Annotated in this window: 23 protein-coding genes; 14 read left to right on the top strand and 9 right to left on the bottom strand. The window is 62.5% G+C overall.

Annotated features, from left to right (window positions below):
- Position 1 precedes the first annotated feature (1 nt).
- Positions 2-652: a maleylacetoacetate isomerase gene (maiA, locus tag NKI64_RS16490; protein WP_352668777.1), complete on the bottom strand. Its 651-nt coding sequence runs from the start codon at positions 650-652 to the stop codon at positions 2-4.
- Positions 653-656: 4 nt separating this feature from the next.
- Positions 657-1,379, bottom strand: a complete 723-nt coding sequence (locus NKI64_RS16485) for a fumarylacetoacetate hydrolase family protein (RefSeq protein ID WP_352668775.1) — start codon at positions 1,377-1,379, stop codon at positions 657-659.
- A 209-nt stretch (positions 1,380-1,588) separates the two neighbouring features.
- Here NKI64_RS16485 and NKI64_RS16480 point away from each other — a divergent pair, with 209 nt between their 5' ends.
- Entirely contained in the window at positions 1,589-2,272 is a 684-nt protein-coding gene (locus NKI64_RS16480) for a response regulator (RefSeq protein ID WP_023672627.1), read from the top strand.
- Between the two features lie 676 nt (positions 2,273-2,948).
- On the opposite strand, the gene NKI64_RS16475 is transcribed toward NKI64_RS16480, so the two are convergent.
- Both NKI64_RS16475 and NKI64_RS16470 read right to left on the bottom strand, forming a co-directional pair.
- Entirely contained in the window at positions 2,949-4,292 is a 1,344-nt protein-coding gene (locus NKI64_RS16475) for a hybrid sensor histidine kinase/response regulator (protein WP_352668771.1), read from the bottom strand.
- Positions 4,293-4,295: 3 nt separating this feature from the next.
- Entirely contained in the window at positions 4,296-5,432 is a 1,137-nt protein-coding gene (locus NKI64_RS16470; RefSeq protein WP_031194757.1) for an FIST signal transduction protein, read from the bottom strand.
- 296 nt (positions 5,433-5,728) lie between these two features.
- Here NKI64_RS16470 and NKI64_RS16465 point away from each other — a divergent pair, with 296 nt between their 5' ends.
- From NKI64_RS16465 to NKI64_RS16450, 4 genes are all read left to right on the top strand, one after another.
- Positions 5,729-6,229 (top strand): (2Fe-2S)-binding protein, encoded by a 501-nt coding sequence (locus tag NKI64_RS16465; protein WP_023725653.1) that lies wholly within the window; start codon positions 5,729-5,731, stop codon positions 6,227-6,229.
- A gap of 123 nt (positions 6,230-6,352) precedes the next feature.
- On the top strand, positions 6,353-8,698 hold the full coding sequence (locus tag NKI64_RS16460) for a xanthine dehydrogenase family protein molybdopterin-binding subunit (RefSeq protein ID WP_023730732.1): 2,346 nt from the start codon (positions 6,353-6,355) through the stop codon (positions 8,696-8,698).
- Between the two features lie 105 nt (positions 8,699-8,803).
- The gene (locus NKI64_RS16455; RefSeq protein ID WP_023725655.1) at positions 8,804-9,601 is read left to right on the top strand and encodes an FAD binding domain-containing protein; all 798 of its coding nucleotides are present in this window, start codon (positions 8,804-8,806) and stop codon (positions 9,599-9,601) included.
- 288 nt (positions 9,602-9,889) lie between these two features.
- Positions 9,890-10,912: an acyltransferase family protein gene (locus NKI64_RS16450; RefSeq protein ID WP_352668768.1), complete on the top strand. Its 1,023-nt coding sequence runs from the start codon at positions 9,890-9,892 to the stop codon at positions 10,910-10,912.
- Positions 10,913-10,978: 66 nt separating this feature from the next.
- On the opposite strand, the gene NKI64_RS16445 is transcribed toward NKI64_RS16450, so the two are convergent.
- The 5 genes from NKI64_RS16445 to NKI64_RS16425 all read right to left on the bottom strand — a co-directional run bounded on the left by NKI64_RS16445 (position 10,979) and on the right by NKI64_RS16425 (position 13,911).
- Positions 10,979-11,485 (bottom strand): GNAT family N-acetyltransferase, encoded by a 507-nt coding sequence (locus tag NKI64_RS16445; protein WP_023701701.1) that lies wholly within the window; start codon positions 11,483-11,485, stop codon positions 10,979-10,981.
- The gene (locus NKI64_RS16440; protein WP_023697648.1) at positions 11,485-12,240 is read right to left on the bottom strand and encodes a copper homeostasis protein CutC; all 756 of its coding nucleotides are present in this window, start codon (positions 12,238-12,240) and stop codon (positions 11,485-11,487) included. Before NKI64_RS16440 ends, NKI64_RS16445 begins: the two co-directional genes overlap by 1 nt.
- 114 nt (positions 12,241-12,354) lie before the next feature.
- Positions 12,355-12,786 (bottom strand): cupin domain-containing protein, encoded by a 432-nt coding sequence (locus NKI64_RS16435; protein ID WP_023681708.1) that lies wholly within the window; start codon positions 12,784-12,786, stop codon positions 12,355-12,357.
- Positions 12,787-12,863: 77 nt separating this feature from the next.
- The gene (locus NKI64_RS16430; protein WP_023697647.1) at positions 12,864-13,250 is read right to left on the bottom strand and encodes a hypothetical protein; all 387 of its coding nucleotides are present in this window, start codon (positions 13,248-13,250) and stop codon (positions 12,864-12,866) included.
- A gap of 64 nt (positions 13,251-13,314) precedes the next feature.
- A complete protein-coding gene (locus tag NKI64_RS16425; protein WP_023697646.1) occupies positions 13,315-13,911 on the bottom strand; it encodes an alpha-ketoglutarate-dependent dioxygenase AlkB in 597 nt (198 codons plus the stop codon).
- Positions 13,912-14,065: 154 nt separating this feature from the next.
- On the opposite strand from NKI64_RS16425, the gene NKI64_RS16420 reads away from it, so the two are divergent.
- The 9 genes from NKI64_RS16420 (at position 14,066) to apnL (ending at position 23,534) form a co-directional block, all read left to right on the top strand.
- On the top strand, positions 14,066-14,293 hold the full coding sequence (locus NKI64_RS16420) for a KTSC domain-containing protein (protein WP_023691072.1): 228 nt from the start codon (positions 14,066-14,068) through the stop codon (positions 14,291-14,293).
- 136 nt (positions 14,294-14,429) lie between these two features.
- Complete coding sequence (locus NKI64_RS16415) at positions 14,430-14,810, top strand: hypothetical protein (RefSeq protein WP_023697645.1); 381 nt, start codon at positions 14,430-14,432, stop codon at positions 14,808-14,810.
- A gap of 421 nt (positions 14,811-15,231) precedes the next feature.
- Entirely contained in the window at positions 15,232-16,059 is an 828-nt protein-coding gene (locus NKI64_RS16410; protein WP_023688186.1) for a phosphogluconate dehydrogenase C-terminal domain-containing protein, read from the top strand.
- A 321-nt stretch (positions 16,060-16,380) separates the two neighbouring features.
- On the top strand, positions 16,381-17,322 hold the full coding sequence (locus NKI64_RS16405; RefSeq protein WP_023730740.1) for a D-ribose ABC transporter substrate-binding protein: 942 nt from the start codon (positions 16,381-16,383) through the stop codon (positions 17,320-17,322).
- 90 nt (positions 17,323-17,412) lie between these two features.
- Complete coding sequence (locus tag NKI64_RS16400; protein ID WP_352668764.1) at positions 17,413-18,057, top strand: DUF2291 family protein; 645 nt, start codon at positions 17,413-17,415, stop codon at positions 18,055-18,057.
- The gene (locus NKI64_RS16395) at positions 18,054-19,601 is read left to right on the top strand and encodes a sugar ABC transporter ATP-binding protein (RefSeq protein ID WP_352668763.1); all 1,548 of its coding nucleotides are present in this window, start codon (positions 18,054-18,056) and stop codon (positions 19,599-19,601) included. Before NKI64_RS16400 ends, NKI64_RS16395 begins: the two co-directional genes overlap by 4 nt.
- Positions 19,598-20,662 carry an ABC transporter permease gene (locus NKI64_RS16390; RefSeq protein WP_352668760.1) on the top strand — a complete coding sequence of 355 codons (1,065 nt, stop codon included), beginning with the start codon at positions 19,598-19,600 and terminating at the stop codon, positions 20,660-20,662. Before NKI64_RS16395 ends, NKI64_RS16390 begins: the two co-directional genes overlap by 4 nt.
- Positions 20,663-20,664: 2 nt before the next feature.
- Positions 20,665-21,699, top strand: a complete 1,035-nt coding sequence (locus tag NKI64_RS16385; RefSeq protein WP_352668758.1) for a Gfo/Idh/MocA family protein — start codon at positions 20,665-20,667, stop codon at positions 21,697-21,699.
- Positions 21,696-23,534 carry a D-apionate lactonase gene (gene apnL / locus NKI64_RS16380; RefSeq protein ID WP_352668757.1) on the top strand — a complete coding sequence of 613 codons (1,839 nt, stop codon included), beginning with the start codon at positions 21,696-21,698 and terminating at the stop codon, positions 23,532-23,534. Before NKI64_RS16385 ends, apnL begins: the two co-directional genes overlap by 4 nt.

Here is a 23,534-nt window from a genome sequence, read left to right as displayed (position 1 = left end):
CCTATTCGGCATCTATCTGATTCTCGGGCGCCGCCTTCTGAAAGGCCGGCAGCGCCATGCAGGCGGCGTGGATGCGGGAGATCTCGGGGTAGGGTGTCAGGTCGACTCCGAAGCGGGCGTTGCTGGCGATCTGGGCGACCAGGCAGATGTCGGCCAGTCCCGGTGCGTCGCCCTGGCAGAAGGTGCCGGTCTCGGCAGACGAAGCCAGAATCTTTTCAAGCGGCTGGAACCCTTCGTTCACCCAGTGGCGGAACCAGTGGATGACATCCTGGTCGCCGGCGCCGAACAAAGTGCGCAGCGAGGTCAGCACGCGCAGATTGTTCACCGGGTGGATGTCGCAGGCGATCATCTGCGCTAGCATTCGCACGCGCGCCCGGCCGAGCGCGTCCTTCGGCAGCAGCGACGGTTCGGGGTGGGTCTCGTCGAGATATTCGATGATTGCCAGCGACTGCGTCAAAAGCGTGCCGTCGCCCAGGATCAGCGCCGGCACCAGCCCCTGCGGATTGACCGCGCGATAGGCCGGCTCCAGATGGTCGCCATGCCGCAGATGATGCGGCGCGTAGTCGTAGCCCAGCCCCTTCATCTCGAGCGCGATGCGCACGCGGTAGGAGGTGGAGGAGCGGTAGTAGTTGTGGAGGACGAGGTCGCTCATTGGATCACGGCTTGTCGGTGGAATTTTGGCCGATCGAATCTTGGCCGACAGTGATCTCGATGGTGCCGATGCCGTCGACACCGCCGGTCATCGTCTGACCCGGCGCCACCGCGCCGACGCCGGCCGGCGTGCCGGTGAAGATCAGGTCGCCCGGTTGTAGTACAACCGCACCGCTGCAGATCGAAACGATATCGGCGATCGGCCAGATCAGTTCGGCGAGGTCGCCCTCCTGTTTCACCGTGCCGTCGACGGCGAGCCAGATGCGGCCCTTTTGCGGGTGGCCGGATTTGGCGGCTGATACCAACGGGCCGCAGGGCGCCGATCGGTCGAAGGCCTTCGACCAGTCCCAGGGCCGCGCCGCTTTCTTGGCCTCGTCCTGCAGGTCGCGGCGGGTGAGGTCGATGCCGACGCCGTAGCCCCAGACATGCTCGAGGGCTTCAGCGCGGGGGATGCGGAAGCCGGCCTTGCCGATCGCCGCCACCAGCTCGATCTCATGGTGCAGGTTTTGGGTCAAAGGCGGGTAGGGGACCGTGGTGCCGCTATCGACCACCGCATCGGCCGGCTTGGTGAAGAAGAAGGGCGGGTCGCGCTCGTCATTGCCGAGTTCGCGCGCGTGAGCGGCATAGTTGCGGCCGACGCAGAAGATGCGGCGCACCGCAAAGCGCTCGGCAGAGCCTTGTATGGCGACCGATGGTGTTGCGGGCAAGGGAAGGACGAAGTCTGTCATGCGGGGTCTCTGCCTGGGTTGTTGCCGGCACATTCGACCGATTTGGACGGCCGGGCAAGGCGTCAGCGCCAGCAAAAGCATCGGCTGCGCCTTGATTGTCGGATAAAGTCGGCTTCGCCTCCGGGGGTTAAGATGGCGATAGACTATTTGCCAATAAGCTGGCCATACCAGCGGGAGTATCGTGCCCACGGAGAACTGAAACGAACACCATGACCGCAATCAACGATCGCGCCCGGTTTCTGATCATCGACGACCACCCGCTGTTTCGCGAGGCGCTGCACAGCGCCGTGCAGATGGCGTACCCGGAGGTCGACACGGTGGAGGCGCGCTCGATCGCCGAGGCGCTCGATCTTCTGGGTGGGATAAAACCGTTCGATCTGGCGCTGCTCGATCTCAACATGCCTGATGTCCATGGCTTCGATGGACTGCTGCAACTCAGGACCCGCCATCCGCGGCTGCCGGTGGTCGTCGTCTCGGGCTATGAGGAGCCGAAGATCATCTCCGAGGCGTTGTCCTATGGCGCTGCCGGCTTCATCCCGAAATCGGCGCGCAAGAGCGATCTTGCCGCCGCCATCCGCTCAGTGATGGAGGGCGCGATCTATGTGCCGGAGACCTATGAGGGACAGCCACCCGACGCCGACAGCGCCGACCGCGCCGATATGGTGCAGCGGCTGGCCAAACTGACGCCGCAGCAGCTGCGCGTGCTGCAGATGCTGCGCCAGGGCCTGCTGAACAAGCAGATCGCCTACGAGCTGCAGGTCGGCGAGACCACGGTCAAGGCGCATGTCTCGGAGATCCTGCGCAAGCTCAACGTCTACAGCCGCACGCAAGCGGTGATCGAGGTATCGAAGCTGGACAATGCGGAGCTGTTTCGCGATCAGGCCGGGTTTTGAGGGTGGCCAAAAAAGCGCACTGCCACCGTAATTCGTAATCTTGCACGACTACGCATGCAGCAGCTGCAAGGGCATCCAACAGAGATCTGATTTTCCGAGTCAGTGTAGAATATCGTCTATCTTTATTCCTGGTTGGTACATGACGAGTCCAACAACGCCTCTCACAGTCACGACGCATCCCATTGTGCACTTCTTTATGAGAAACTGACGGTTCTTTCGCGATAGTGAGTCTGTGTCAGCTATAATCATATTTGTGTCAAACTGGATAGTTGGATCGGATAGCATCACCATATTAATGGTCGACGTCACTTTAACGTTTAGTTCAACAGGCTTTCCATCTAATTGTTTTATGTCGAGTTTAAGATCGTCAATGGTAATCTTTTGATACTGTGATCCTGCTCCATCGACGCCATCCTTGAATACGTACCGACCATTGTCCTGTAAGACAACCGTCCTGCCGTCTTTCAGCGTTATCGTTTCCTCCGCTGATGCGAATGCGGTCAACCAAAATATACCGCCAAGAAAAGTATACGCATAACCCAGCCCCTCTGCTCGTCAAGCACGCTTACAATGCACTACGGGCGCCAAGTCGGCAACATTGCCAAATGGACCACGCGTGCCCAATATTCCGCAATAAATCTCAAATAGGAATTTGAAACACGGCCTTATCGGAAGTCTAAGCCAGCAAATGCGCCAGCAACGCCCTTAGTTGCGCTGGTTTCAGCGGCTTGCGCATCAGCTCGATGCCGGCGGCGCGGGCTGCTTTGGCGACGGCCTCCGATCCGTCGGCGGTGACGATCAGCGCCGGCACGGCGCGGCCGAGATAATCGCGCACTTCGGCTATTGTTGCGGTGCCGAGGTCGCCGTCGTCGAGATGCTGGTCGGCAATGACGATGTCGGGCACCCAGTCGGTGTCGCCGAGCAGGCTGAGCGCATCCTCGGTCGAGGTCGCGGCACGCACCAGGCACTGCCAGCGCTCGAGCAGGAAGGTCATCGCCTGCAACACATCGGCGTCGTTTTCGACCAGCAGCACCTTGGTGCCGAACAGGCCGTAGCCGCGCGGCCGCTCCATCTCGGCAAGGCTGGCGATGGCGTCGGCGCTGGCGCCGATGCCGACCGGCACATCGATGTGGAAGATGGTGCCGCGCCCGACTTTCGACGAAAACGTCACGGGGTGGCCGAGCGCGGCGGCCATGCGCCGCACGATGGCAAGGCCCAGCCCCAGCCCGCCGCCGGAAATTCCGGTATCGGCCGGAATGGCGGAGCCGCGATGGAATTCCTCGAACACCGCCTCGCGCTGGTCGTCGGGAATGCCGCAGCCGGTGTCGGCGACATCGATGCGGATGGTGTCGCCGCGATGCCTGGTGCCGACCAGCACGCCGCCCGAGCGGGTATAGCGCAGCGCATTGGACAGGATGTTCTGCAGGATGCGGCGCAAAAGCGTGCGGTCCGAACGCACCACGGCGCTGACCGGGCGGAACTTCAGCGCCAGCCCCTTCATCTCGGCCACGGGCAGGAAATCCGACCGCAGCGAGGAAAACAGCGTCTCCAGATTGACATCGCCGATGTCGGGCTGGACCACGCCGGCATCGAGCTTGGAAATGTCGAGCAGCGTGCGCAACAGGTCTTCCATGGTCTCCAGCGAGCGCTCGACCTGGCGGACCAGCTTCTTGCCCTCGTCGCTGGTCTGCACTTCGGCCAGCGCCGAGACGGAGAGGTGGGCGGCGTTCAGCGGCTGCAGCACGTCATGGCTGGCGGCGGCCAGGAACCTGGTCTTGGACAGGTTTGCCAGCTCGGCGTTTTCCTTGGCGGCGCTGAGGTCGATGTTCGACTGTTCCAGCCGGCGCAAGGTCGAGTGCAGTTCCTCGGTGCGCATACGCACGCGGTTTTCAAGTGAAATCGCGGTCTGGAACAGCGAGAAGGCATTGCCTTGCTGGTCCATCGAGCGCTCGACGCGGCTGACCAGAGCGGCGTTGATCTTCTTCAGCCTGTCGACGTCGTCGATGTCCCTGAGCGGCATGGGCTATTCCGCCGCCTGGCGTTCGCCGAAGGCGATGCCGGTGAAGGTTTGGTTCAGATGCATCGAGCGGTACTGTTCGCCATAGGTGCCGAAGCCGATGACATTGTTGACCCGGTAGAGCTCCGAAATGTCGCGGAACACCTGGCGGTTGCGCGCATCGAGCCGGCGCAGCACGCAATCGAAGCCGAGGATCATGTCGATGCCGCCGAGCCGTTGCTCGACGTCGCGCAGTGCGGCGCGCGTGGATTCCACCATGTCCTTGGGCTGGGCGATGGACAGCACGACGCCGTCGTCTATGGCGCAGAAGAATGACAGCGAGCCGTCGGGATGCATCTTCTGGATCGAGCGGCAGTAAAATTCGCCACCCACTTTCACCACCACCGGGTGCGAAGCGAAGCTCATCGGCGTCAGGTTCTGCGCAACGATGCCGACGGAGGCTGCATACTCCTCAGCCGCATTGGTGGCGTTGAATTCGCGCACGGTGCGGTGGTCCGGATCGGATGCCGTCACCACCAGCTTCTCGTCGGTGGGGATGAAATTGTCGGTCTTGAAGACATGGAACGGAATCTCGGTGGCGATCAGCACAATGATGGCGCTGTCGGACGCTACCTTGCCGTTCGAAATCAGCCTGGTGGTTTCGAATTTCAAATCGTCGCCCGCCGAACCGCCGATCAGCGGGATGTCGTCCAGCCCCCAATGGATGGCCGAGGTCACCGCTTCCTCTGCAAAGGACAGGCCGTCGATGAAGCAGAGCGCGAAGGTGCTTTTGGCATGGCAACTGCCGGTGCGTCCGCGCAGCAACCGCCGCAAGGCCTCGACTTCATCAGTGATCCTGTCCATGCCCGACGAGGAGAGATTGTCGACCATGGTGCTGACCGCCGAAAACGACGCGGAGGGAAAGAGCATGGCGAGCACATGACCTTCCTCCAGGCCTTGCGGGGTGATCTCGCCGGCGGTCGAGCAGGCGGCGTAGGCCAGCGTCGGCGCTTGGGTCTTCAGCGCTTGCGAAAGGACGCTCGCATCAAGCAGGCTCTGGGAAAAGAACAGCAGGGCAAAGCCGGCATCGATGGCTGCGGCCTCGGCGGCGACCGCTCGGGCGAATGCATCGGCGTCGGGCTCGTCGGTGGTGAGCGCCGACAGACCGGATGCATAGCTCGTCCGTGAACTGGCCAGAGGCTTCCTCCCGATATCCTCCGACGCTTCCTGCGCGCGCCCGTTTTATGTCTCTCGGCGCGCTGGCGTCGAGGGCATTGTTGCCCCCTATTCGCTCTTTGGCAATGGGGCGGACAGGCCCATGATTTTCGTTTTGTCCATGACCGAAAGTACAATGAGCGCCGTGTGTTTTTTGCGCTTTGTGCAGTGTACCAATAGGGCATGGCCGAGCGCCAAAGCCGCATCGGCAGCATGACTACCAAGGTCATACCCAGGGAGGATGCATGTCGGACGTTTCGTTTGTCGTGAACGGAAAACGGATCAGCGGCGCTGCCGAGGACCGAACGCTTCTGGTTCATTTCCTGCGCGAAAATCTTGGTCTCACCGGAACGCATGTCGGTTGTGACACCTCTCAATGCGGCGCCTGCGTCGTGCATGTCGACGGCAGGGCAGTGAAGTCCTGTTCGATGCTGGCTGTGCAGGCCTCCGGGTCGACCGTGGTGACGATCGAAGGGCTTGCCAATGGCGGCGACCTGCATCCGATGCAGGCCGCGTTCAAGGAACATCATGGGCTGCAATGCGGCTTCTGCACGCCGGGCATGATCATGACGGCGACCGACATGATCGCGCGCCATCCCGAAGGCCTTGACGAGGCGACGGTGCGCGCCGAGCTCGAAGGCAACATCTGCCGCTGCACCGGCTACCACAACATCGTCAAGGCGATCCTCGCCGCATCGCAGACGATGGCGAAGGTGCCGAAGGGCAGGGCGAAACAGGCAGCGTAAGAAAGAAGCGAGTAGTGAATAGTGAATAGCGAGTAGTCGGTTTAGCCGAACCGCTCCGAGCACAATTCCCTACTCACTGTTCACTATTCGCTACTCACTATTCGCTATTCCGGAGGAATTCCTATGGGCATTGAAGGCATCGGCGCTCGGGTCGTGCGCAAGGAAGACAAACGGTTCATCACCGGCGCCGGCCGCTATGTCGACGACATGGTGGTTCCCGGCATGAAGCATGCCGCTTTCGTGCGCAGCCCGCACGCGCATGCTCAGATCAAGAAGATCGACGTCAGACGAGCGCAGGCGATGCCCGGCGTCATCGGCGTCTTGACCGGCAAGGAGCTCAAGGCCGACGGCATCGGCAACCTGATCTGCGGCTGGATGATCCATTCCAAGGACGGCTCGCCGATGAAGATGGGCGCGTGGTCGCCGCTGGCCGTCGACAAGGTGCGCTATGTCGGCGACGCGGTCGTCATCGTGGTGGCGGAAACCAAGGGCCAGGCCCGCGACGCGGCCGAAGCGGTCGAGATCACCTACAAGGAATTGAAGGCGGTGGTCGATGCCACCAAGGCGCTGCAAAAAGGTGCGCCGCAGGTCCATGCCGAAGCCGAGGACAATCTTATCTTCGACTGGGAGATTGGCGATGCCAAGGCGACCGACGCGGCGATCCAGGCGGCGGCCCATGTCACCCGCATGAAGATCGTCAACAACCGGCTGGTTCCCAACGCCATGGAGCCGCGCGCGGCCCTTGGCCATTACGACAAGGCCGAGGACCATTTTACCTGCTGGACGACGTCGCAGAACCCGCATGTCGCGCGGCTAGTTATGAGCGCCTTCTACAATGTCGCGCCGGAAAACAAGCTGCGCGTCATTGCGCCCGATGTCGGCGGCGGCTTCGGCTCGAAGATCTACATCTATCCCGAAGAGATCGTCTGCCTGTGGGCGTCGAAGAAGACCGGCGTGCCGGTCAAATGGGTTGCCGACCGCACCGAAAGCTTTCTCACCGACGCGCATGGCCGCGACCATGTCTCGACGGTCGAAATGGCGTTCGACAGGAACAACAAGATCACCGGTTTCAAGGTCGACACGATCGCCAATCTCGGCGCCTACATGTCGCTGTTCTCGTCTTGCGTGCCGACCTATCTCTACGCGACGCTGCTGTCGGGCCAGTACAACATCCCGACGATCCACGCCAATGTGCGCACCGTCTACACCAACACGGCACCCGTCGACGCCTATCGCGGGGCAGGGCGGCCGGAAGCCACGTATCTGCTCGAACGGACAATGGAGACGGCCGCGCGTGAACTTGGGGTCTCTCCGGCGGAGTTGCGGCGCATCAATTTCATAACCGAGTTTCCGCACCAGACGCCGGTCATCATGAATTATGACGCCGGCGATTATGGCGCTTCGCTCGATGCGGCGACACAGGCGTCCGACTATGCCGGCTTTGCCAAGCGCAAAGCGGCGGCCGCCAGCCAAGGCAGGCTGCGCGGCATCGGCATGAGCTGTTACATCGAGGCCTGCGGCATCGCGCCGTCGGCGGCGGTCGGCTCGCTCGGCGCCGGCGTCGGTCTGTGGGAATCGGCCGAGGTGCGGGTCAATGCCGTCGGCACGATCGAGGTGCTGACCGGCTCGCACAGCCATGGCCAGGGCCATGAGACGACCTTCGCGCAACTCGTCAACCAGCGTTTTGGCGTGCCACTGGACTCGGTCTCGATCGTCCATGGAGATACCGACAAGGTGCAGATGGGTATGGGCACCTACGGCTCGCGCTCGGGCGCGGTCGGCATGTCGGCAATCGCCAAGGCGCTCGACAAGGTCGAGGCCAAGGCCAAGAAAATCGCCGCCCATCTGCTCGAAGCCGACGAGGGCGACATCGTCATCGAGAATGGCGAGGTCAAGGTCGCCGGCACCGACAAGAGCCTGCCCTGGTTCCAGGTGGCTCTTGCCGCCTACACCGCTCACAATCTGCCGGCAGGCATGGAGCCGGGACTGAAGGAAACCGCCTTCTACGATCCGGCGAACTTCACTTTCCCGGCGGGCTGCTACATCTGCGAGGTCGAGATCGATCCGGAAACCGGCACGACCGAGATCGTCCAGTTCGTCGCGGCGGACGATTTCGGCAACATCATCAACCCGATGATCGTCGAGGGTCAGGTGCATGGCGGCATCGCCCAGGGTATCGGCCAGGCGCTGCTGGAAGGCGCGCACTATGACGATAGCGGGCAGCTGCTGACTGCGAGCTACATGGACTACACCATGCCGCGCGCGGACGACCTGCCGTCATTCAAGGTCTCGACGTCGAACACGCCGTGTCCGAGCAATCCGCTCGGCATCAAGGGCTGTGGCGAGGCCGGCGCCATCGGCTCGCCGCCGGCGGTCATCAACGCCATCACCGACGCTTTGGGGATTGTGGACATCGCCATGCCGGCCTCGCCGTCGACGGTGTGGGCGGCGATTAGGGCGAAGAAATGAGTGAGTAGGGAGTAGTGAGTAGGGAATGGGCATTACCGGAGATGACAGCGTCCCTATTCCCTACTCCCTACTTACTACTGCCTAACCACTTCAGGGGAGGATCCCATGTACGCAGTCAACTACCACCGCGCCGCCTCGGTCGCCGACGCCGCCAAGCTGGTGAAGAGCGGCGACGCCAGGCTTTTGTCAGGCGGCATGACGCTGATCCCGGCGATGAAGACGCGGCTCGCCGCACCGTCCGACCTGATCGACCTGTCGCGGATCAGGGAGCTGCAAGGCGTCAAGGTGTCGGGCAAGACCGTCACCATCGGCGCCGCCACAACCCATTACGACGTCGCCAATGACGAGAAGCTGCGGAAGGCCTGTCCGGCGCTTGCGCACCTTGCGTCGCTGATTGGCGATCCGGCGGTGCGCCACAAGGGCACGATCGGCGGCTCGGTCGCCAACAACGACCCAGCCGCCGATTATCCGGCGGCGCTCTTGGCGCTGGGCGCCACCATCGTCACCAACAAGCGCGAGATTTCAGCCGCGAAATTCTTCACCGGCCTGTTCGAAACGGCGCTGAAAGAAGGCGAGATCATCACCGCGGTGAGTTTTACCGCGCCGGCCAAGGCTGCTTACGAAAAATTCCGCAACCCGGCCTCGCGCTATGCGATCGTCGGCGTGTTCGTGGCCAAGGGCAAGGACGGGGTCAGCGTTGCCGTCACCGGTGCCGGCGATGACGGTGTGTTCCGCTCGAAGGAGATCGAAGCCGCACTGGCGAAGAATTTTGCCGCATCGGCGCTCGACGGCGTGAAAGTGCCGGCTAAGAATTTGATGACCGACCTCCACGCTTCGGCCGAATACCGCGCCAATTTGGTCGCCGTGATGGCCAAGCGCGCGGTGGCGGCAGCCAACGCCTGACATCATAAAGCTACTGACAAGGAAAGGGGCCATCGCGGCCCCTTTGTTCGTCTGCGGCGGGCTGTAACTGCCCAGTCCTTGCGGGTTCGCTGCCACGCGCAAATCCGTTGTTTCAGGTAATTCCCGTGCAAGAACAGGCGCATACTTCCCAAGGGACTGCCCAGCCCCATTCTCGCACTTGCACAATCTGATATTGCACTGCAATATGTATAGCTCGGCGGAACACGGGGTGGATTCTGCGCGCGGCGGTGTGAGCTGCGCCAAGATCTTGCGTCGTAGAGGATCGGCATGGCCGACATCTCCGCAGCGTCTGTTGCCCTGCCGCGGGCCACAGCCGACAAAGCAGCCAGAGCAAGACTGGCCTATCTCGATGGCTGGCGCGGGCTTTCGATCGCACTGGTGCTGATCGGCCATTTCTTCCCCGTTCCCGGGATCAATCTAGGCGTGCTCGGCGTCGAGTTCTTCTTCGTGCTCTCAGGCCGGCTGATGGGCGAAATCCTGTTCATCGAACGCTTTCCGCTGAAAAAATTCTTCAAGCGCCGCTTTTCGCGCATCTATCCCGCGCTTTTGGTGTTCGTGATATCAGCGATGATCGGGCTCTCCGGCAGCTTTATCGCCTTCAAATGGAAGGCGGCGCTGACGGCGCTGACATTCACCTACAACTATGCCGGAATTCTCATCACCCGCGCCGGCGCGCTCGACCACATCTGGTCGCTATGCGTGGAAGAGCATGCCTACATCATCCTGGCGCTGATCAGCGTGGTGGTGACCGGGCGGGGTAATGTCGTTCGGCTGCTGGTGACGCTGTCGCTGCTGGCGATGGCCAATGGCGCCATTTCGTACTGGGTACTCGGCATGGATTACGAGCACAGCTATTGGCGCACCGATGTGCATATCGCCTCGATCCTGCTGTCGGCATCGATCTGCCTGCTCAAGCACGATGATCGGCTGCCGGCATTCCTGAAGAGCCCCTATGTCAGCCTCGTGTCGGCGGCGGCGGCTATATTGCTGTTCCTCGATCCGGTGCCGACGCCGATCCATTACCTACTGGCGGTGCCGTTGCTGGCGCTTGCCGTGAATACGCTGGACACCAGCAACTGGCATCTTACCGGCCTGCTTTCATCCAGGCCGATGGTGATGATCGGGCTATGGTCGTACTCGCTCTATCTCTGGCAACAGCCCTTCTACAAATTCGTCGCCGAGCAGGGCAGTGCGCCGATCCCGATGCTGGCGGCTGTCTTCGCCTGTGCACTATGCAGCTACTATCTGGTCGAGAAGCCCGCGCGGGCCTGGCTGAACCGGAATTGGTGAGGGCTACGGACTCCTAATCTTATGCTGCCGCGACGATCTGCTTGCCGATCATCAGCCAGCGACCCATCAGCCGGCGATCTCCTTGAGGTAGTAGCGCACCGCCTTCTTGCCGCCATGGATCACCGCGTCGCCGACCTCGGCGAAGCCAAGCGCGGCATGGAAGGCGTCCGAAGCCGGATTGGGAGGTTCGGCATTCACCTCGCAGGTGACGATGCTGTGGCCCGCGCGGGCGACTTCCCCGAACAGATCCTCGTAGAGCCGGCGGGCATGGCCGCGGCCGCGCGCTTGCGCCGCGACGACGACGCGGTCGACATAGACGAAGCGTGGATAGCGCTCGCGGAACCAGAGGAAATTCGGGCTGTCGTAGGCCGCATTCTGGTCGAAGGTCATGATGAAGGCTTCGAGCGTGCCGATGCGCCTGACGTAAAACGCTTCGCCAAGCAGGAAGGACAGCCGTTCGGGCTCGAGCCATGACAGTTCGGCGGCGTGCTCATTGTTGAGTGCGAGGATGGCCGCTTCGTCCTGAGGCGAGACACGGCTGATCGGCGACGGCCCAGTCACGGCTTCGCTCATCATGCTCTGGCCGCCGCAATCGTCGCGGCAACCAGCGCCCCATCGGTGACTGTGGTGCGGTATTCGCGGTCGAGATCGCCGCCGCCCATGCCGACTTGCGGGTTGCGGTAGGCCATGGCGCTCGGTACATCCTTGAGCGCGGCGAAGTGCATTTCCGTCAGCCCGGTTGATGCCAGCACCCCGGCGATGTTTTCGGGGTCCAGCGCGCCGCAGCCGAGGATGATGATGCGGCCGTCGGCCTGGCGGACGAGATCCGCCAACAGGCCGGCGCCTTCCACCGCGGTGTCCCTCTGGCCGCTGGTCAGCACGCGGCCGACCTTGCAGCGGATCAGCGCTTCCAGCGCCTCGGCCGGGTCGCGGGTCATGTCGAAGGCGCGGTGGCAGGTGACGGCGAGCGGACCGGCGGCATGGACCAGCGCGCCCATGCGGGTTTCATCGATGGTGCCGTCGGCATCGAGGCAACCGACAACGACGCCGGCGACGCCGAGGTCACGAAGCGCTGCGACATCGGCGAGCATCGAGCTGTATTCGGCCTCGCTGTAGAGGAAATCGCCGCCGCGCGGCCGCACGATGACATGGAAGGGAATTGTCGCGCTCTCGAGTGCGGCGCGCACCGTGCCGAGGCTGGGCGTGATGCCGCCTTCGACCAGGCTGGCGCAGAGCTCGACCCGGTCGGCGCCGGCGGCCTGCGCAGCCAGCAGTCCATCGATGCCTTCGACGCAGATTTCGATCAGGGGGCGAGCATTTCCGACCAAGGGGCGATCCTTTATGATTGCATGACGGCCAGCCCTAGCATCGGCTCGGTTGGTGGGGAAGCCGGAACAGCCAGTCGCTGCTTGGGCCAGCCCGGCAACCCGGCCGATCCGCAATTACTGGCGCAGCACCGTGTTCTTGGCGCCTTGTTCGACCTGGTCGATGACCAGCAGCTTGACCGGGCCGTCGCCGATGTTGGTGGCCTGGTGCCACTGGCCGATCATCTCGATGATGAAATCGCCCGTCTTGTAGGTGTTGCTGTTGCCGGTCTCGACATTCGTCACTTTGAGTGTCCCGGCCTCGACATAGGCGTAGCGGGCAAACGGGTGCTTGTGCACCGGCAGAGTGGCACCGACCGCAATGTCATAGGTTGAAACCAGGACCTGGACATTTTTCTGCGGCAGCACGATCGGCTGGCCGGACGCCGTCTGGCTGCGATCGGCAAGCGGTGTGACGACAACCGGCGGGATGGTACTGTCCAGCGCCCGAGCGGGGTTTGCAGATAGCGCTGCCGCGAACAGCAGCATCGATGCCAGGATCTTTCGCATGGTTCCTCCAGGTTTTACCGCCACCGCGCGGCGCGACGCCAAAGTTCTAACTCTCGTCAGTTACTGGAGACACAACGTCATCCGCCGGTGCCGTCGTCCATCATCGTATTCGTGAGCGCTTCATAGATGTTGCTGCATACCTGAGACCGCGGACAGTGTTTTACGATGAATGCCGGCACGACAGTCAGTGCGGCGGCGATCAGGATTTGCAGGAAGAGAGGAGCAGGCTCGAAGCGTTTGCCAAACAAGGCTCGGCAAGCGAAGTAGAGACTTTGAGCCAGGCACGCCCAGACAAGGACATGCAACAGCGTGCTCGTTGCTCTTGCATAGGGCGTTATGTATCCGTCGGGAAAGCCGACCATGCCAAGGTCGACGAGCCACTGCAGAGCCAGCAGGCAGGACAGGCATGCCCACAGAAAGGGCGCTACGCGGGTAACTAAAATTCTGCTGCGGTCAACGCTCATGTGCAATCGAAGCACAACAGCGCTCGGCCTTCCAGAGCGGCTGCTGCGTGGCTTGGAGTATCGCCTATTTAAGAGTGCGCAGCGTGATGGAGTAGCGGTGACCGGCGACCGGCGGAATGCTGTGCTCCCACTCGTGGCGCGCCGGACCGTCCATGAGATAGAGGGACCTCGGTTCGACCTCGATCGTCTCGTGATCCCATTTGGAGCCGTTTTTGCGGCGCAGCCGAAAGCTGCAGGGCGCCAGCAGCGAGACGCCGGCGACGAGATCGAAATGCGGCTTGTCGCGATGCCAACCTATGCCCGCGCCCGGCGGATACTCGTTGATGAGCACTTGGGCGAATTCCGTGGCCTGCCTGCCGGCAAAATCCGCGACCTTGTCGCGAAGCGGCAGCAGGAATTTCGGGATGGGCGGCGCTTCGACGACCTGGCGCCGGTCGTAGTCATAGCGCCAGCCGAAGCCGGCGACCTGCCGGTTGGCAATATGGCCATGGAAATCGAACGGCTTGAAGGACAGTTCATTGAGGTGACGGACCAGTTCCGCCTCTTCGTCCGTTGTGATCAGGCCCGGCCGGTAGGAAAATCCTTCCGGCAGCGTGTCGGCCGCGCCGAAGAGATCGCCCTGGCTGGCATACGCTGTTGTGCTGGATTTCGTCTGTGCCATCTGACGGAGAGATAGGAAGCCTCGCCGCCTGGGCAAGATTTTCGGCGTTGTGATGCGCCTCCCTGACGGAACCTCCGCATCGTTGCGGCATTACGCATTTTCGAAGCAGGATCTGGGGCGAAGCAAGATTTTGGGACGAAGCAGGATTTTCGACATGCCGTCCACTGCCATCCGCAACACCCATTACGACCCGTCGACGAAAATCCTCTCGGTCTGGTTCGTTCCAAGCGGAGCCCGCTACGACTATGAAGAGGTCGAGCCTGAGACCTATGCGGCGTTCCGGGCCGCCTTCTCGAAAGGGCAATTTTTCAACGAGTTCGTGCGCGACCGCTACCGGTTTCACTTGGTTGAAGAAGGGCGTCCGCGAGCAACCGGGTTCTGAAGGTGCGGTGATCCGTATAAGGTCGCGAACCCCAATTGCTTTTCAAATTGACTTGTTTCAACCTGCTTTGTGGGGACGGACAATGCCGTGGTCGAGATGGCCGTAACATTGGGGGAGGCAGCTTTTGAAATGCATATTGATTATACTCGGCGTGGTAGGTGTCCTGTCTTCCGCTGCGTCTGCAAAAGATAATCGACAACACATCGACCCTGCCTATCAAAAAAACATCAACTATCTGGCCGGGCTGTCCGACGCCCAGTTGAAATTGGTCGTAACATGGTCAGCTAACGTCATCGCCGTTACGACGCGATGCCCGGCGCTGCAGCTGACTCCAGACGGAAAATCCAAAATAACGGCGATATACATCTTGTACGATGTGCAAGATAAACACCTGATACCCAATCCCCCCGAATTCAAGAGAGCCATCAGGTTTTATGAAGGCGCTTACCGCACGGCGGCGCAACGCACTGACAGCTGTCGGGCGGAGAAAGCCAAGGACCCGGGAAGCTACCGGTAAATAGTTGTCGGCATGATCGACTAGAAGTGATTTGGCTCGCCGGAACCCCGGCGAAGCGCGAATTCTCTATAGCCCCTTCGCCAAATCGCCGCGAGAACTCACGGCCCGAAAACGCGACCGGACCGCGCGGACGCGCTTCGCCTTGCTGGTGGCCCCCCACCGTCACCTCGCGACCGAGCCCCCGCAAAAATGGACCTGGAGGCTTCTAACGCGGGCATCGAACGTCTGGAAAGGCAACGGCGCTCTGGCTTGGTTGAATTCTCGGCCGCCACCGCGGAAATCGTGCGGACGGAATCCAAACGGGCGCCCGTATAGCCGCTCATCAAAGCCCTGTTCAACTCCTCAATTCGTGGTAAGGTGATTATACCAGTTAATAACATGACGATCGGCGCGGCCGTCGTTTAATGCGGAGTAGGGATAGATGACGACGATTGCGCTGTTCGGTGCCGGCGGCAAAATGGGTTACCGCCTGTCGACCAATTTTCGCGGATCGCCCTACACGGTACGCCATGTCGAGGTCAGCGAGGCCGGCCGCGAGCGGCTGAAGACCGGACTGGGCTTCGACGCGGTCAGTGCCGATGCGGCGCTCGACGGGGCGGATATCGTCATCCTGGCCGTTCCCGACACACATATCGGCAAGGTGGCGGCTGATATCGAGAGCAAACTGGCGCCAGGCACAATGGTGATAGTGCTCGATGCGGCCGCACCCTTCGCCGGCCATCTGCCCAACCGGCCGGACCTGACCTATTTCGTCACCCATCCCTGTCATCCGCCGATCTTCAACGACGAGACCGACATGGCGGCCAAGAAGGATTATTTTGGCGGCGTCAAGGCCAAGCAGCATATGGTCAGCGCGCTGATGCAGGGGCCGGAAGCGGACTACGCCAAGGGCGAGGCGGTCGCAAAAATCATCTGGGCGCCGGTCATGCGCTCGCACCGTGTCACCGTCGAACAGATGGCGCTGCTGGAGCCCGGTCTATCGGAGACGGTGTGCGCGTCACTGCTTGTCGTCATGAAGGAAGCCGTCGACGAGGTCGTCGCGCGAGGCGTCGACCAACAGGCGGCGCTCGATTTCCTGCTCGGCCACATGAACGTGCTCGGCGCCGTGATTTTCGGCGAGACCAAGGGCGTATTCTCGGATGCCTGCAACAAGGCGATCGAATTCGGCAAGCCGGTGCTGATGCGCGACGACTGGAAGCGGGTGTTCGAGCCCGAAGAGATCGCCGCCAGCATTCGGCGCATTACTTGAGACAGAGCGAGTCGGGCGCTTGCCGGAGCGCCTCGATGGCTCGACACACCCGCCATGCCCAGATGCTTTCGCTCAGTGGGCACATGTCACCTCAATTAGTGATTGACTCATCATACCAGTTGGCTTAGCTGTTGATGGCTTGGGCAAGGATTCGCGAGAAGTACGAAGCCTGGGCGAGCGGAGGGACGGCGGGGGAGCAGCGATCGTTTGGGAAGCCGGCACCGGCATTCAGCCTGAACCGATCGGCGGCCCGCGTTGCGCGACGAATTCGAGTGCAGAGGCCTTGATTGATCAAGGCAATTTTTCAAACGGGAGGACATCATGAAACTCACACGCAGAATGACACTTGCGGCTTTTGCCGGCATGCTGGCGCTTGGCACGGCGGCGCCCGCCTATGCGGCCGACCTCATTGCCATCATCACGCCGTCGCACGACAACCCGTTCTTCAAGGCGGAAGCCGTCGGCGCCGAAGCCAAGGCCAAGGAACTCGGCTACGAAGCGCTTGTGCTCGTCCATGATGACGATGCCAACAAGCAGTCCGAATTGATCGACACCGCGATCGGCCGTGGCGCCAAGGCGATCATCCTCGACAATGCCGGCGCCGACGCCACTGTCGCTGCCGTGCAGAAGGCCAAGGACGCGGGCGTGCCGTCGTTTCTGATCGATCGCGAGATCAATGCCACCGGCGTCGCCGTGGCGCAGATCGTCTCCAACAACTACCAGGGCGCCCAGCTCGGTGCGCAGGAATTCGTCAAGCTGATGGGCGAGAAGGGCAATTTCGTCGAGCTGGTCGGCAAGGAATCCGATACCAATGCCGGCATTCGCTCGAAGGGCTATCATGACGTCATCGACGATTATCCGGACCTGAAGATGGTCGCCCAGCAATCGGCCAACTGGAGCCAGACGGAAGCCTATTCCAAGATGGAATCGATCCTGCAGGCCAACCCGGATATCAAGGGCGTCATCTCCGGCAACGACACGATGGCCATGGGCGCGTATGCGGCGCTGGTTGCGGCGAACCGCAAGGACGTCATCGTCGTCGGTTTCGACGGATCCAACGACGTGCGCGATTCGATCACCGCGGGCGGCATCAAGGCAACCGTGCTGCAGCCGGCCTATGCGCAGGCGCAGATGGCGGTCGAGCAGGCCAACGACTTCATCAAGAACAAGAAGTCGCCCGAGAAGGAAAAGCAGCTGATGGACTGCGTGTTGGTCAATGGCGACAATGCTTCCAAGCTGGAAACTTTTGCGCTTACCAACTGAGCCGGCGTGACATGAATAGCGAGGGGCGATCAAGGTCGTCCCTCGCCGCCATTTTCCGTGGGTGCCAATCACCATGCTCAACAGGCCATCATGCTGAACAACAAGCCGATCTGGCCGATGCTTGTCGTTGCAGTCGGCATCAGCCTGACCGCCTGCAAGATTTTGCCGACTCCCTCGGGGGATAGCGGCAGCGCTGCCGCCTTCAATCCGGACAAGATGGTCGAGGAGATCTGGGCCGCGAAGGTCGTGCCTTACCTCCAGCAGAAGGCCGGGCCTTTTGCCGAGGTCCACGCTCTGGCAAAAACTGATCCTGCTTCCGCCGGCACCAAATATGGCAATCCGAACAAGCAGGCGAATTCGCCATGGACCTTCGCGGTTCGGGTCGAGGGCAAGATCATCGCAGCCAACACGCAGTCGCGGGCCGCGACCATGGATATCGATGTCGACGGCGACGGCAAGGCCGATGCGCGGGTCCAGATCGGGCCGGCGATGCGCGGAACCGCGCTGCGCGACAGCCTCGATTTCATCCAGTTCAACGATTTTACCAACCAGATCGACTTCGCCCAGTTCGGCAAGGCGTTCAACGCCTATGCCGTCAAGGCCGTGCTTGCCAAACTGCCGCGTGACGCCTTGGAAGGCCGGACCGCCAAGGTTCTCGGCGCCCATACGCTCGAAAATGGCCAGGACCTGCCGCTGGTGACGCCGGCGGAGGCAGAGATCGGGCCGAAGCCATGAGTGCCGCCGCCGCTCACGATGTCATCCTGAAGCTGGAAGACGTCTCGAAGGTCTATTCAGGCACCGTCGCGGTCAAGCGCGCGAATTTCGAGGTGCGCAAGGGCGCGGTCAATGTGCTGGTCGGCGAAAACGGCGCCGGCAAATCGACGCTGATGAAGATCATCGCCGGCGTCGAACAGCCGACGCTCGGCCGGATCCTCCTGGAAGGGGAGGAGGTCTCCTTCTCGTCATCGGGCGACGCGGTGAACCGCGGCATCGGCATGGTGTTCCAGGAGCTGAACCTGTTTGGCAATATGACCGTCGCCGAGAACATCTTCGCCACGCGCGAGATCACCAACCGGTTCCGCAAGATCGACCGCAAGGAGCAGGAGCGTCGCGCGGCGCAATTTCTCGAACGCCTGCAGGCCGGGATAAGGCCCGACATGCTGGTCGAGGATCTGCGCATCGGCCAGCAGCAGCTGGTCGAGATCGCCAAGGCGGTTTCGCTCGATGCACGCATCCTGATCATGGACGAGCCGACCTCGGCGCTGAGTGCGGCGGAAGTCGAGATCCTGTTCAAGGTGATCGCCGACCTCAAGGCGCGCGGCGTGGCGATCGTCTACATCTCGCACCGGCTGGAAGAGCTGATCCGCATCGGCGACTACATCACGGTGCTGCGCGATGGACACATCACCGGCCAGGAAGAGATGAAAAACGTCGACACGCGGTGGATCGTGCGGCAGATGATCGGCTCCGACGCCAAGGATTTCGCCAAGGCCGACGGCCATGTTCCCGGCGAAGAAATATTCCGCGCCGAGGACATCTGCCTGCCGCGCGCCACCGGCGGGCTGGCGGTCGATCACGTCTCGCTGTCGCTGCGCGCCGGCGAGATCCTCGGCATATACGGCCTGATGGGCGCCGGGCGGAGCGAGCTGTTCGACTGCATCATGGGCCGCCATGGCCAGGCTACCGGCGCGATCTTCATCGCCGGCAAAAAGGTCAAGGAGCGCGACACGACGCGGCGTATCCGGCGCGGGCTGGCGCTGATCCCCGAAGACCGCCAACGCGAAGGGCTGGTGTCGATCCTCTCCGTCGCCAGCAATCTGACACTGGCCAGCCTGTCGCGTTTTGTCCGCCTGTTTCACATTCGCGGCGGCCAAGAGAAGCAGGCGGTGACGCAGATGGTGCGGGAACTGGCGATCAAGGTCGCCGACCCGGCGCAGGAGGTCTCATCGCTGTCGGGCGGCAACCAGCAAAAGGTGGTAATCGGCAAGGCGCTGCTCACCGGGCCGAAGGTGCTGCTGATGGACGAGCCGAGCCGCGGCATCGATGTCGGCGCCAAGGCCGACGTCTTTCGCACCATGCGCAAACTGTCGCGAGACGGGCTCGGCATTCTGTTCGCCACCTCCGATCTCGATGAGGTGATGGCGCTGTCCGATCGCATCGCGGTGATGAGCAACGGAAAACTGACCGGCATGTTCGATCGCGCCGAGGCGACGGAGGCAGCCCTTGTCGCCGCCTCGGCACTTGGCCACGGACCGGCCCCGCACACGGAGAACCCATGACTGACATCCCGGCCAAGGCGGCTGCCCCCTCCGTCTCGAGCGGCTCGCTGCTGCTGACGCTGATGAAGGCGAGGACCTTCATCGCGCTGATCGCCGTCTTGGTCTTCTTCTCGATCGCGGCGCCGAATTTCCTGTCGACCGCCAACCTGGTCCTGATGTCGAAACATGTGGCGCTGAACGCCTTCCTCGCCATGGGCATGACCTTCGTCATCATCACCGGCGGCATCGACCTGTCGGTCGGCTCGATCGTCGGCCTGTGCGGAATGGTTGCCGGCTACCTCGTGCTCAACGGCATCGACCTGCAATTCGGCTACACCGTCTATTTCAACGTCGTCGAGATCGCGCTGATCACGCTGGCGGTTGGCATCCTGATCGGCGCCGTCAACGGATTGCTGATCACCAGGCTGAACGTCGCGCCGTTCATCGCCACACTCGGCGTGCTCTATGTCGCGCGCGGCCTGGCGTTGCTGTCGTCGGACGGCCGCACCTTCCCCAACCTGGTCGGCAAGCCGGAGCTTGGCACCACCGGGTTTGGTTTCCTCGGCGCCGGGCGGCTGCTCGGCCTGCCGGTGGCGATCTGGATCCTGATCGTCGTTGCGCTGGCTGCGGCATATCTCGCCAAATACACGCCGCTCGGCCGCCACATCTTCGCCGTCGGCGGCAATGAACGGGCGTCGCGAATTTCGGGCGTTCGTGTCAACATGGTGAAAATGTTCGTCTACATGTTCTCCGGCTTTTGCGCGGCGATCGTCGGCCTGATCATCTCGTCGGAACTGATGGCCTCGCACCCGGCAACGGGCGAAAGTTTCGAGCTCAACGCCATCGCGGCGGCAGTGCTCGGCGGCACCTCGATGTCGGGTGGGCGAGGCACGATCGGCGGCACCATTGTCGGCGCCTTCGTCATCGGCATTCTTTCGGACGGGTTGGTGATGATGGGCGTGAGTTCGTTCTGGCAGATGGTGATCAAGGGCCTCGTCATCATCGTCGCCGTCGTCGTCGACCAGGCGCAGCGCCGGCTGCAGAGCCGGGTGACGCTGATGCAGATGGCAAAGGCAGGCTGAACATGGCGGAGTTGCGGGGAGGGCTCATCGGCTGCGGCTTCTTTGCCGTCAACCAGATGCATGCCTGGCGCGACATAGAGGGCGCCGCGATCGTCGCCATCTGCGACCGCGACCCCGAGCGGCTGCGCATCATCGGCGACCAGTTCGGCATCGGACAGCGCTACATCGACGCGGCGGAGATGTTTGCAAGCGAGAAGCTCGACTTCGTCGATATCGCCACCACCGCGCCCAGCCATCGTCCGCTGGTCGAGATGGCGGCGCTGCACCGTGTGCCGGCGATTTGCCAAAAGCCGTTCGCGCCGACGCTTGCCGACGCCAAGGCGATGGTGAAGGCATGCGCCGATGCCGGCGTGAAGCTGATGGTGCATGAGAATTTTCGCTGGCAGTCGGCGATCCAGGCGGTGCGCGCCGTGCTCGACAGCGGCGAGATCGGCACGCCGTTCTTCGGGCGCATCTCCTTCCGCTCCGCCTATGACGTGTTTTCCGGCCAGCCCTATCTCGCCAAGGGAAAGCGCTTCATCATCGAGGATCTCGGTATCCACAGTCTCGACATCGCCCGTTTTCTACTGGGCGACGTGTCGACGATCACGACGCGAACCGCGCGCATCAACCCCGGCATCGCGGGCGAAGATGTCGCGACGATGCTGATGGACCACAAGAGCGGGGCGACGTCAGTGGTCGACTGTAGCTACGCGACGAAGCTCGCCACCGAACCATTTCCCGAAACGCTGATTGAGATCGACGGCAGCGACGGCACGATCCGCTTGCCGCAGGGATATCGGCTCACCGTCACCGGCAGGAGCGGCACGAAGATCACCGACGTTTCGCCGCCCGTACTCGCCTGGGCATCGCGCCCATGGCACAACATCCAGGAGAGCGTCGTCGCCATCCAGCAGCACTGGGTCGACTGCCTGGCAAAGGGAACCGAGCCGGCGACCTCGGGCGCCGACAATCTCAAGACATTCGCGCTGGTCGAGGCGGCCTATCTGGGCGCCGCGAGCCACGAACTTGTCCACCTGGATGGCTTGCTGACATGACAGCCGACGCCTTCCTCCTATACGGCACACGCGTGGTCGAGGCCGAGCCGGTTAGGCTGAGTGCGGGCTTGCTCAGCGCCGACTTTGTCAACGGCAGCCTGCGCACCATGCGTTACGGCGGCATCGAAGTGCTGCGCGCCATCGCCTACATCGTGCGCGACCGCGACTGGGGCACCTATGAACCGGCGCTGACGGACCTTGCCGTCGATCAGGACGCCGACAGCTTCTCCGTCAGCTACTCCGCAACTTGCTTAGCACCGGGCGGAAGCCGGCTCGACTTTCGCGCTACGATCAAGGGCTCCGCCAACGGTCACCTAGTGTTCGACGTCAGCGCGGTCCCTGAAAGCGATTTCGAGACCAATCGCTGCGGCTTCTGCATCCTGCATCCGATCGCCGGCCTCGCCGGCAGCCCGGTCACGGTCGAGCATACCGACGGCAGCGTGGTGGCGACGAAACTGCCGCTGTTGATCGATCCCTGGCAGCCTTTCAAGGATTTGCGCGCGATCACCCATGAGGTCCGGCCGGGCATCACTGCCGAATGCCGGATGGAGGGCGACACTTTCGAGATGGAGGACCAGCGCAACTGGTCGGACGCGTCCTACAAGACCTATGTGCGGCCACTGGCGCTGCCTTGGCCCTATGTGCTGCCGGCCGGCCAAACTGTAAGCCAGACGGTCAGCCTGCGCATCACCGGCGAGGGGGGAATGCCGGCCGCAGCATCTGCCGCCGAACCGGTCAGCGTCGAACTCGGCGAGACCGGGCAGAGGCTGCCGGATCTCGGCGTGATCATCTACCCGGATGAGGTCGAAGCAGCGCTCGCAAATCTTTCGACATTGACCGAGCTCGGCCCGCAGCAACTTGTCTTCCACTACGATCCGACGCGCGGCCACGGTCTCGAAGCATTGCAGTCTTATGCAAGGCTCACCGCCGCCTATCCGGTGCAGACGACGCTGGAATGCGTCGTTGCCTGCGCGGGCGACCTCGATGCCGAGCTGTCAGGCGTTGCCGACATGGTGCGTCAAGCCGGGTTGAAGCTTTCGGCCATTGCCGTCTCGCCTTCGGTTGACCGGCAGTCGACACCGCCGGGCAGCGCGTGGCCGGACTGTCCGCCGCTCGAAGACGTCTATGCCGCGGCCCGTCGCGCCTTTCCCGATATCCGGCTCGGCGGCGGCATGTTCAGCTATTTCACCGAGCTCAACCGCAAGCGCGTGCCGGCGGGCCAACTCGATTTCGTCACCCACTGCACGTGCCCGATCGTGCACGCCGCCGACGATCTCAGCGTCATGCAGTCGCTGGAGGCGCTGCCCTTCATCACCGCGTCGGCGCGGGCGATCTTCGGGGAAAAGCCTTACCGCATCGGTCCATCGACGATCGCCATGCGCCAGAACCCCTATGGCGGCGCGACCAAGGGCAATCCCGGGGGACAGCGCATCGCCATGGCCGATCGCGACCCTCGCCATGCCGGCCTGTTCGCAGCCGCATGGGCGATCGGCTATGCCGCGCGCGTGGCGCCGGCTGGGCTGGAACTGCTCACGCTGTCCGGCTTCGCCGGGCCCTTCGGCGTGCTCGCAGCATCCGGCGAACCCGTCGCGGAAGGATCGCCTCGGCCGATCTTCGGTGCCATCAAGGGGCTTTGCGAACTGGCCGGCCTTGCGCATGTGGCGGCAAGGACGAGCGATCAGACGAAGGTGCTGGCGCTGGCCGGCCGCTCCGCTTCGGGCAAGACCGTGGCGTGGCTGGCGAACCTGACGGCGAACGACGTGACGGTCGACATCTCAGCGTTTGGCCGAGGCCAACTGGTGATGACCCCTTACGCGATCACGCGGATCGGCTGA

Origin of the sequence: Mesorhizobium sp. M0478 (assembly GCF_040321305.1) — a bacterium.
Taxonomy (GTDB): Bacteria; Pseudomonadota; Alphaproteobacteria; order Rhizobiales; family Rhizobiaceae; genus Mesorhizobium.
Note: the sequence above shows the minus strand (reverse complement) of the source record. Positions and strands in the feature narration are given on the sequence as shown.